This window comes from Exiguobacterium sp. s145 (assembly GCF_018618835.1).
Taxonomy (GTDB): Bacteria; Bacillota; Bacilli; order Exiguobacteriales; family Exiguobacteriaceae; genus Exiguobacterium_A; species Exiguobacterium_A artemiae.
This window is the reverse complement of sequence record NZ_JACSMV010000008.1, coordinates 93,627-101,309: the sequence shown is the minus strand read 5'-3', so window position 1 is coordinate 101,309 and position 7,683 is coordinate 93,627. Positions and strand designations below refer to the sequence as shown.

Genomic DNA, 7,683 nt, shown 5'->3' with positions numbered 1-7,683 from the left:
ATTAGGCTACCTGACACCGAAAAAATACGGTGTACTGGCAGCCTAATCAAGGTGTTTTATATGTGTCTCATATTGCTAGGTCAGTCTAGTTCCCGTCTTTTTTTTTGAGGTATTACTTCCACACTGTCAGGCTACAAAAAAGGTCAGCACTCCGATTTGGAATGCTGACCTTTTTTGTGTAAACCATGATTATGACGGAATTCCGCCGAAAATCAATGTCGCAATACCAAACCAACCGAATAAGATAACAGTCAGTCCAGCAAATACGAGTGGAAACATTTGACGTTTCTTAAGTGAACGCAAGACGGCCCACACGCCGACGAGTGCAACGATAAAGAAAAGCCAACCGATTGGTTGATCCAAATGCATGACGTATTCCCCCTTAAAATCACGTTATGAAGTTCACGAAGATTTCACTTAAATCTCACTTTTTAGTTTAGCCGACTGAGCGAATAAAGTCGAGAGGGGGGACGACGAACTTTCGACAATTTCGTGTATAGTAGAGAAGAATATCAACAAAGGAGTTTGATGAGATGGAAATCGTAAGTATTACTTCAGGTATGGCTTCGGAAAACGGCTATCTTCTTTTTAAAGAAGGAAAATGTTTAGTGATTGATCCGGGAACGGAAGATATGCGTTTTTTTGATGAAATTGAAAAACGCGATGCTAAGGTCGAAGCCATTCTTTTAACACATGCCCACTTCGATCATATTGGCGGTGTCGATATGTTGCGGCGTTTTACGTCGGCTCCGGCATACATTCATCCAAATGAAACGAAATGGTTGTCGAATCCGAATCTGAATGGATCGATTAAGTTCAACATGCCGCCATTAAAGGTGAAGCCGGCAGAACAATTGTTGGCAAGCGGTTCTTTGGAAATTGGTCCGTTTCAGTTTCATGTTTTGGAAACACCGGGACACTCACCGGGCAGTGTGACGTTTTATTTTAAAAAAGAGCAGGTTGCATTTGCAGGGGATCTGATTTTTAAACGAAGTGTCGGTCGAACGGACCTGGAAGGCGGCGATCAAGACGTACTGATGCGGTCCATCGATCGTGTCATTGCAGAAATACCGCACGATACAACATTTTATCCGGGACATGGATCGGAAACGACGTTACGTCAGGAAATCAAGCACAATCCTTTTTTCTGAAGAAATGAAAAAATCCCTCGTCTTCATTCGAAGGCGAGGGATTTTTGTTCACATTTGGAAGTTGGACCAATACGTGAAGACGATAAAGAATACTGTTAAGTACGCTGCAAAAATGTAGACATACGTTTTTTCAGTTAGGCGAAGATAGCCTAATGCTGCAAAAAATACTGTTTGTGCCAAGAAGACGAAGCCCATAACTAAAAATGAATCCGTATGTTCACTTGAGCTGGCATCTCCACCTAGAGCGCCGATAAATGCCATGACTGCAATGATGCCAGTCCAAAATCCGAGTACGCGGTACATTCTCCCCATTCATATAACCCCCTAAATCCGACAGATAGTCAATATACGTACTTATTTTACCAAGCAAACAATCATCCGTCCATCATGTTCTAGTGTTTGTTAAGGAATAACTGTGAACAAAAGATGAAGTTTGAAAAAATCTTGTACAATAGTTGTACAAAAGGTGTACAAAAGGAAGAATGCGTGGTATATTTTCTGTAATGAGAAGCGTAGATTTTGAGAGGAGGAGCAATAATGGCGAATGAGTTGATATTTTTCACGTATCCAAGCTGTACATCTTGTCGTAAAACGAAATCATGGTTAAAAGAGGAACATGTTGATGTAGAGGAACGTCATCTGTTCAGAAATGCTCCAACAGTAGATGAGTTGATGGAATTGCTTAAACTTTCAACAGATGGAATCGAAAGTTTACTGGCGACACGCAGCCAAGCATTTAAAGATTTGGGAATTGATGTCGATGACATGAAATTAAGCGAACTACTTCGTTTGATGAGTGACAATCCAAAATTGTTACGCCGTCCAATCATTACTGACGGTAAACAACTTGTAATCGGATACGATAAACCAGGACTCGAGACACTTGCGAAACGTAAAAACCGAATTATTGCCCAAGTATCTTAAAGAAGCCGATTTGTTTCGGCTTCTTTTTTTTTGTATTTTTTGATTAAGGAGGTGTTGGGTTGAGAGAACAGATCAGTCAATTGATTCACCAATTTGAAACGGTTGGAGCGACCGATGTGCATTTTATTCCAGGTGACCAAACGGCACAAGTCATCTGTCGGGCGAATGGCGGGTTAAACGAACAATCCTCGATACCGATTGACCAGTACCGGTCGATCGTCAGTCACGTTCGCTATGAAGCCAACCTAAAGGAACAGAATGAACGAATTCCTCAAAGCGGTCTTTATCCTCTGGAAGAGAACGGGATGCGTGTTTCCCTCTTACCGAGCCGATATGGTGATGCCATGTCCTGGCGATTTTACCGGGCGGTCGTGTCTGACAAAGTTGCGGCCGGTTTGCTTGATCCTGAAGACGATTTAATCTGGATGAAACAACAAACACATGGATGCATTATCATTTCGGGCACGACAGGAGCGGGGAAAACGACGATGCTTTACTCGTTGATGGCCTCGATGGAAGGGAAACGGATTATTTCGGTCGAAGATCCGATCGAATGCAGCGTACCGGGAATTTTACAGCTGGAGTTAAATGCGAAGGCTGGTTTTGATGCGACCCGGTGCTTTGAAGAAATTCTCCGGGCTGATCCGGACTGGATTGCTTTTGGTGAGGTGAGAACGGCGGAAGCGGCACGATTGACCATCAATGCGGCACTGAGCGGTCATGTCGTGTTGTTTACGCTACATGCAGGATCGATTGCTGAGGCGATGCTGCGATTAAGGACATTAGGTATAACGAAAGAAGAATTATCAGTATGCAAAAAAATCATTCACCTATATCGGGAGGAGGGGAACGTGCGCTGTACCGTCGAAAACTTACAAGCGCTAGCAAAGGTCGGTTCTTAAATCGATTCCATCGCCTCTTGTCAAAAGGAATCTCAACAAAAGAGGCATTGGATATACTGATTCGTTTTGAAGACCCTTTGCTTATTCCGGTCATTCGTGAGATTCAAGAACGATTACAACAGGGCAACCGGCTTTCGTTTGCCCTCGAACCGTTAAACCTGCCGACCGCGTTACAACAATTACTTAGAGTAGGAGATCAAACGGAACGTCCGCTGATGATTTTACGACAAGTCATCCGATTACTTGAGCTTGAAAGTCAGATGAAAAAGAAGTTTTGGAAGATGGCCCGTTATCCAATTGTCTTGGCTGTCAGTCTGCTGTTGCTATTCATGTTTTATGCCCTCTACGTATTTCCTTCCCTGCTCGAGATGTCGAATCCGGCTACCTTACCTCCGTTCGTCCGTCCCCTCATTCATCCTTCCGCCAAATACGTCATGGCATTTGCTCCGCTGACAACGATGGTCGGACTGATTCTTCTGATCCGCCGTATACCGATAAAACGACTGTTGCGGATGAAGATGATTCAAAAAATGCTTCGTTTGTATTACAGCTATCTGTTTACAATCGAGGTCGGCTCCTTCATCGATGCCGGATTTTCATTGGAAGAAGCTTTTCATGCCTTGGAACAAGGGCAAACCGGTAAAAAGAAACAGATGTACCAGATGTTGCATCACCGTCAAAAAAGCGGTCAACCATTATCGGAAGCGATGCAGGATGAAAACATCATTGATGTTGAAACTGTCGGATTGGTTCATATTGCACGGGAAAGTGGTGATTTAGGCCCTTTATTACTGGAACAGGCAGCATTGTTACATGAATCGATTGAGGAAGAAGTCGAAAAGAAACTGTTGCTGATTGAACCGGCATTGTACGGAGGATTAACCGTGATGACAGGCACACTATTCTTGATTCTGTATTATCCGATCCAACTCGCGATTCAGCAACTTCCATTTTAAAGAGACGAGGAGTCGATTAAATGAAACGGTTTATTCAAAATCAACGAGGGTTTACATTGCTCGAAATGGCAGCTGTCCTGCTGATCATTTCTTTGCTTTTACTCGTATTGATTCCGACGATGACGAGCGGGAAAGATCAGGCGAAAGGAGTCAGTTGCGAAGCAAACATCCGTGTCATCCGTTCCGAAGTAAATCTTTACTATGCCAAGGAGAAAAAATATCCGGAATCACTGCAAACCATCAATCGAGGAACGGCGGAAAAACCGAACGAGCTTGCTTGCGATCAGGAGACCTATACGTATGATGCGAAGACTGGGGAACTTACGAAAGTCAAATGACGGATTTACATTAATTGAGATGACGGTTGTCCTAGTAATGATCGGATGCCTGTTAGTGTTACTGTTGCCGACCGTCATTGAGCGGCGGCCGGCCTTGTATACGTTGGAACAGGACATTGGAATACTCGAGCAGGATATCCAAACACTTCGACTGATTCAGTATTCTAAAACGAGTGACCAGAATCAGATGCAGCTTCGTTGGAAAAATGACGGGAAAGGTTATTTGGTCATGGCGAATGACCGGCTGTTATGGCAACGGACGTTTCAACCGGGGCATTCCTGTGTCGTACCTTCAAACGGACGGATCATTTATTTTAAAAGTTATCATTCGACGTATGCCTCGACCTGGGTCTGTCAATCGACGACACAAGCATTTGAAATCAAATTTTTACTCGGCAACTATCAGATGCTGATTCAAAAATTGAGGTGAAAACCGTGAAAAATATAAGTGTTCAGCAACAGGGATTCACACTCCTTGAAGTCGTCTTGTCAATGGTTGCCATCGCGTTTTTCCTGATACTCGCAATCGATCCTGTGTTGTCTGTTCAAAAGCAGAAAAATCAATTGCTGGTCGAAACGCGGCGGCTCGATCAAATGGCATCCGATCAAATCGCAGAAAAAAGAACGGGATACGATATCCGGGAAGGGATGTGGTGTAGTGAGGGGCTCTGTTTGGCGAGCTCAATCCGGAACGACACTCCTCGAAATTTCGTTGGTCCTTTGGCTGAGCCCACTCTTATTGATTAGTCTGATTGCTATGACACAAATCGTCAGTACCGCACATCAGGAACAACGGATGGATGAAGAGTTATTTTTTCATACGATTGAACGGCTGATGTGGCGAAGTACTTCTTGTGAGAAGCAGGGGGATGAGGTTCACGGCGTGGACGTCGATCCGGAAGAGGAGCCGATCAAGTGGCGGCTCGTCCGTGTCCAAAATCAAATCCGATTAAAAAAAGAATTTGGAGGCGAACTGACTTATGCCCACGATGTAACGCATTATCAGGTCCGGCAGGAAGGACGGACGCTGATTTTCGAGCTCAATCAGCGTCAACGAACCGTTCAGTGCAAGAACACGGGTTCATCCTGATTCAAACCTTGTTACTCCTGCTCGGGATAGGTGTGGCCATCTTGTTAGGCTGTCATCAGATGGATGAAGCGGTCAAGCAGATTCAACTGGAGAAAGAGGCGTTACAACTCGAGTCGCTGGTACGAGCCGCGACGGACGACTGCCGTCAAGATGAAACCGTTCGGTATCCGATTGGCCGGGTTATCTGTACACGGACAGATAAAGGCTTTAAAATGGAAGCGATACTAGATAACGGACAGAGAATCGAGGCGGTCGTTTCGAATGGATAAGGTTTATTTGATTGGTTTTATGGGAACTGGTAAAACAGCGATTGGACGTCACCTTCAGACACGTTACGATGTCGAGGAACTGGATGAACGCTTCGTCCAGGAATACGGTTCGATTACGGATTTCTTCGCAAAATACGGCGAAACAGGATTTCGGGATCGGGAAGTCGAATTGTTACGGAACAGCGAAGCAGAGATTGTCATCACGGGAGGCGGAATTATCGAGCGTTTGGAAAATCGGACGCTCATGCAAGAATCGGGACTCATCATCTGGATTGATACGCCGTTCCATCTGGTCTGGAATCGGATCAGGACAGATCCATCCCGTCCACTTGTCAAATCACGGATGACAGTCGAAAAGTTATTTCGGAGACGGCGTCCCGTTTACGCACGGTTGGCCAATATCCGCTTGGACGGAACAAAAACCGTCCGCGAACTGGCAAAAGAAATTGAATCGATACTGGAGGAGAACGTATGATTTGGATCAATCTTGGAATTATCGTCTTAGCCATCATCGGTCTGGTGATTTTCGGGTTAAGCTTATACAAGAAGAAAATTTCAAAAGATGTGGCAGTGCTCAAACAACTGCTGGAACGTTTTTCAATTCGTCAACAAACGTTGCAGACGGGCATTGATCATACGACAAGCCGGATCGATCAAATTAAAGGAAACATTGATCATTTGGTCGCGGAAGGGAAGCGTGTCGAGCAAGGAGGACGTCAACTCATTGCTGAAGGGCAACGTCTTAAAACAGAAGTTGAACATACTGCCGGACTCAAACCATTTTGAAATGGCTTTCATCGGCTGAATATGAAACAATAGGAGAGAAGGGACTTTGTCCTTTCTCTCTTTCCTTTTGTTCAATTTCCGAATAAACCTAGAATAAAAGATTCGAAATTGGTAGAATGTAATTGAAAGTTGAACAATAAAGAGAAAAGGAATTGGAAATGTTCGTAATTAGGGGGAAAAGTATGAGTCAGACGACATTGAAGAGAACGCCATTGTTCGACATCATTGCACCAAAGGGGAAAATGGTCGATTTTGCAGGGTTTGAAATGCCAGTTCTGTTTTCATCCATCAAGGAAGAGCATACAGCGGTGCGGGAACGTGTCGGGATGTTTGATGTATCCCATATGGGCGAGTTATTTGTTTCCGGATCAGATGCGTTAGCGTTTTTGCAACAGACGCTGTCGAATGATATCTCGAAGATTGCGATCGGACAGGCTCAATACAACGTCTTATGTCAAGAAGACGGCGGGACAGTAGACGATTTGTTGGTATATCGTTTGGACGAACAGGATTACCTGCTCGTCGTCAATGCATCCAACATCGAGAAAGATGAAGCACACTTACGTCAGTATCTGACGGGGGACGTGTTGCTTGAAAATCAATCGGATGCCTACGGTCAAATTGCCGTTCAAGGTCCAAAAGCTGTTGAAGTGTTGCAGGAACTGACGGCACTCAAGCTGGAAGACATCAAATTTTTCCGCTTTGCGCAAGGAGAATTGGCTGGAGTCGAGATGCTTGTATCACGCAGCGGTTATACAGGGGAAGACGGCTTCGAATTGTATATGCCGTCATCAGACGCATCAGCGGTCTGGAATGCGTTATTGGAAGCGGATGTCGTACCGTGCGGGCTGGGTGCCCGGGATACGTTACGATTTGAAGCCTGCCTGCCGTTATACGGACACGAGTTATCAGCGACGATTTCACCGATTGAAGCAGGGATGGGATTTGCCGTTAAACCGCAAGTGAAGTCGTTTGTCGGATCGGAAGTCTTGGTGAAACAGAAAGAAGACGGACCGCGTCGTCAATTGATTGGTCTTGAACTGACGGATAAAGGGATCGCTCGTCAAGATGCTCCTGTTTTGGTAAATGGGGAAACTATCGGATTCGTTACGACGGGTACATTACCACCGACAATTGGTAAAGCCATTGCGTTAGCACTTGTGCCGACGGAATATGCGACCGAGGAAACATTTGAAATCGAAGTACGCGGAAAAAAACTGGCAGCAAAACGAATTGATACGCCATTCTATCGCCGGAGCAAATAAGG

Annotated in this window: 14 protein-coding genes; 12 read left to right on the top strand and 2 right to left on the bottom strand. The window is 44.9% G+C overall.

What is annotated here, in order from left to right:
- Positions 1–189 precede the first annotated feature (189 nt).
- Positions 190–369, bottom strand: a complete 180-nt coding sequence (locus KNQ07_RS08655) for a DUF2759 domain-containing protein (protein WP_012369780.1) — start codon at positions 367–369, stop codon at positions 190–192.
- A gap of 164 nt (positions 370–533) precedes the next feature.
- On the opposite strand from KNQ07_RS08655, the gene KNQ07_RS08650 reads away from it, so the two are divergent.
- On the top strand, positions 534–1,151 hold the full coding sequence (locus tag KNQ07_RS08650) for an MBL fold metallo-hydrolase (protein WP_214766112.1): 618 nt from the start codon (positions 534–536) through the stop codon (positions 1,149–1,151).
- A 48-nt stretch (positions 1,152–1,199) separates the two neighbouring features.
- Here the strand turns inward: KNQ07_RS08650 and KNQ07_RS08645 are convergent, their stop codons facing one another.
- Positions 1,200–1,463, bottom strand: coding sequence for a DUF2626 family protein (locus tag KNQ07_RS08645; protein WP_012369782.1), 264 nt, complete (start codon positions 1,461–1,463; stop codon positions 1,200–1,202).
- Positions 1,464–1,688: 225 nt separating this feature from the next.
- Here KNQ07_RS08645 and KNQ07_RS08640 point away from each other — a divergent pair, with 225 nt between their 5' ends.
- The 11 genes from KNQ07_RS08640 to gcvT all read left to right on the top strand — a co-directional run bounded on the left by KNQ07_RS08640 (position 1,689) and on the right by gcvT (position 7,681).
- Positions 1,689–2,075: a Spx/MgsR family RNA polymerase-binding regulatory protein gene (locus tag KNQ07_RS08640; protein WP_012369783.1), complete on the top strand. Its 387-nt coding sequence runs from the start codon at positions 1,689–1,691 to the stop codon at positions 2,073–2,075.
- Positions 2,076–2,134: 59 nt separating this feature from the next.
- Complete coding sequence (locus tag KNQ07_RS08635) at positions 2,135–2,977, top strand: ATPase, T2SS/T4P/T4SS family (RefSeq protein ID WP_214766110.1); 843 nt, start codon at positions 2,135–2,137, stop codon at positions 2,975–2,977.
- Positions 2,978–3,024: 47 nt separating this feature from the next.
- Positions 3,025–3,933 carry a type II secretion system F family protein gene (locus KNQ07_RS08630; protein ID WP_251135832.1) on the top strand — a complete coding sequence of 303 codons (909 nt, stop codon included), beginning with the start codon at positions 3,025–3,027 and terminating at the stop codon, positions 3,931–3,933.
- A 20-nt stretch (positions 3,934–3,953) separates the two neighbouring features.
- Positions 3,954–4,271 carry a competence type IV pilus major pilin ComGC gene (locus KNQ07_RS08625; RefSeq protein WP_012369786.1) on the top strand — a complete coding sequence of 106 codons (318 nt, stop codon included), beginning with the start codon at positions 3,954–3,956 and terminating at the stop codon, positions 4,269–4,271.
- Entirely contained in the window at positions 4,234–4,701 is a 468-nt protein-coding gene (locus tag KNQ07_RS08620) for a prepilin-type N-terminal cleavage/methylation domain-containing protein (RefSeq protein ID WP_012369787.1), read from the top strand. Before KNQ07_RS08625 ends, KNQ07_RS08620 begins: the two co-directional genes overlap by 38 nt.
- A gap of 5 nt (positions 4,702–4,706) precedes the next feature.
- Entirely contained in the window at positions 4,707–5,018 is a 312-nt protein-coding gene (locus KNQ07_RS08615) for a PulJ/GspJ family protein (RefSeq protein WP_214766106.1), read from the top strand.
- A 10-nt stretch (positions 5,019–5,028) separates the two neighbouring features.
- Positions 5,029–5,361: a hypothetical protein gene (locus KNQ07_RS08610; protein ID WP_234944577.1), complete on the top strand. Its 333-nt coding sequence runs from the start codon at positions 5,029–5,031 to the stop codon at positions 5,359–5,361.
- Complete coding sequence (locus KNQ07_RS08605; protein WP_012369790.1) at positions 5,337–5,630, top strand: hypothetical protein; 294 nt, start codon at positions 5,337–5,339, stop codon at positions 5,628–5,630. Before KNQ07_RS08610 ends, KNQ07_RS08605 begins: the two co-directional genes overlap by 25 nt.
- Positions 5,623–6,105, top strand: a complete 483-nt coding sequence (locus KNQ07_RS08600) for a shikimate kinase (protein ID WP_012369791.1) — start codon at positions 5,623–5,625, stop codon at positions 6,103–6,105. Before KNQ07_RS08605 ends, KNQ07_RS08600 begins: the two co-directional genes overlap by 8 nt.
- The gene (locus tag KNQ07_RS08595; protein WP_012369792.1) at positions 6,102–6,416 is read left to right on the top strand and encodes a hypothetical protein; all 315 of its coding nucleotides are present in this window, start codon (positions 6,102–6,104) and stop codon (positions 6,414–6,416) included. Before KNQ07_RS08600 ends, KNQ07_RS08595 begins: the two co-directional genes overlap by 4 nt.
- 182 nt (positions 6,417–6,598) lie before the next feature.
- Positions 6,599–7,681, top strand: coding sequence for a glycine cleavage system aminomethyltransferase GcvT (gene gcvT / locus KNQ07_RS08590; protein WP_214766104.1), 1,083 nt, complete (start codon positions 6,599–6,601; stop codon positions 7,679–7,681).
- Positions 7,682–7,683: the final 2 nt, after the last annotated feature.

What these genes read in the sequence shown, in the direction of transcription:
- KNQ07_RS08655 (WP_012369780.1), bottom strand. Translation starts at nt 369, where the DNA reads ATGCATTTGGATCAACCAATCGGTTGGCTTTTCTTTATCGTTGCACTC.
- KNQ07_RS08650 (WP_214766112.1), top strand. Translation starts at nt 534, where the DNA reads ATGGAAATCGTAAGTATTACTTCAGGTATGGCTTCGGAAAACGGCTAT.
- KNQ07_RS08645 (WP_012369782.1), bottom strand. Translation starts at nt 1,463, where the DNA reads ATGGGGAGAATGTACCGCGTACTCGGATTTTGGACTGGCATCATTGCA.
- KNQ07_RS08640 (WP_012369783.1), top strand. Translation starts at nt 1,689, where the DNA reads ATGGCGAATGAGTTGATATTTTTCACGTATCCAAGCTGTACATCTTGT.
- KNQ07_RS08625 (WP_012369786.1), top strand. Translation starts at nt 3,954, where the DNA reads ATGAAACGGTTTATTCAAAATCAACGAGGGTTTACATTGCTCGAAATG.
- KNQ07_RS08620 (WP_012369787.1), top strand. Translation starts at nt 4,234, where the DNA reads ATGATGCGAAGACTGGGGAACTTACGAAAGTCAAATGACGGATTTACA.
- KNQ07_RS08610 (WP_234944577.1), top strand. Translation starts at nt 5,029, where the DNA reads ATGACACAAATCGTCAGTACCGCACATCAGGAACAACGGATGGATGAA.
- KNQ07_RS08600 (WP_012369791.1), top strand. Translation starts at nt 5,623, where the DNA reads ATGGATAAGGTTTATTTGATTGGTTTTATGGGAACTGGTAAAACAGCG.
- KNQ07_RS08595 (WP_012369792.1), top strand. Translation starts at nt 6,102, where the DNA reads ATGATTTGGATCAATCTTGGAATTATCGTCTTAGCCATCATCGGTCTG.
- gcvT (WP_214766104.1), top strand. Translation starts at nt 6,599, where the DNA reads ATGAGTCAGACGACATTGAAGAGAACGCCATTGTTCGACATCATTGCA.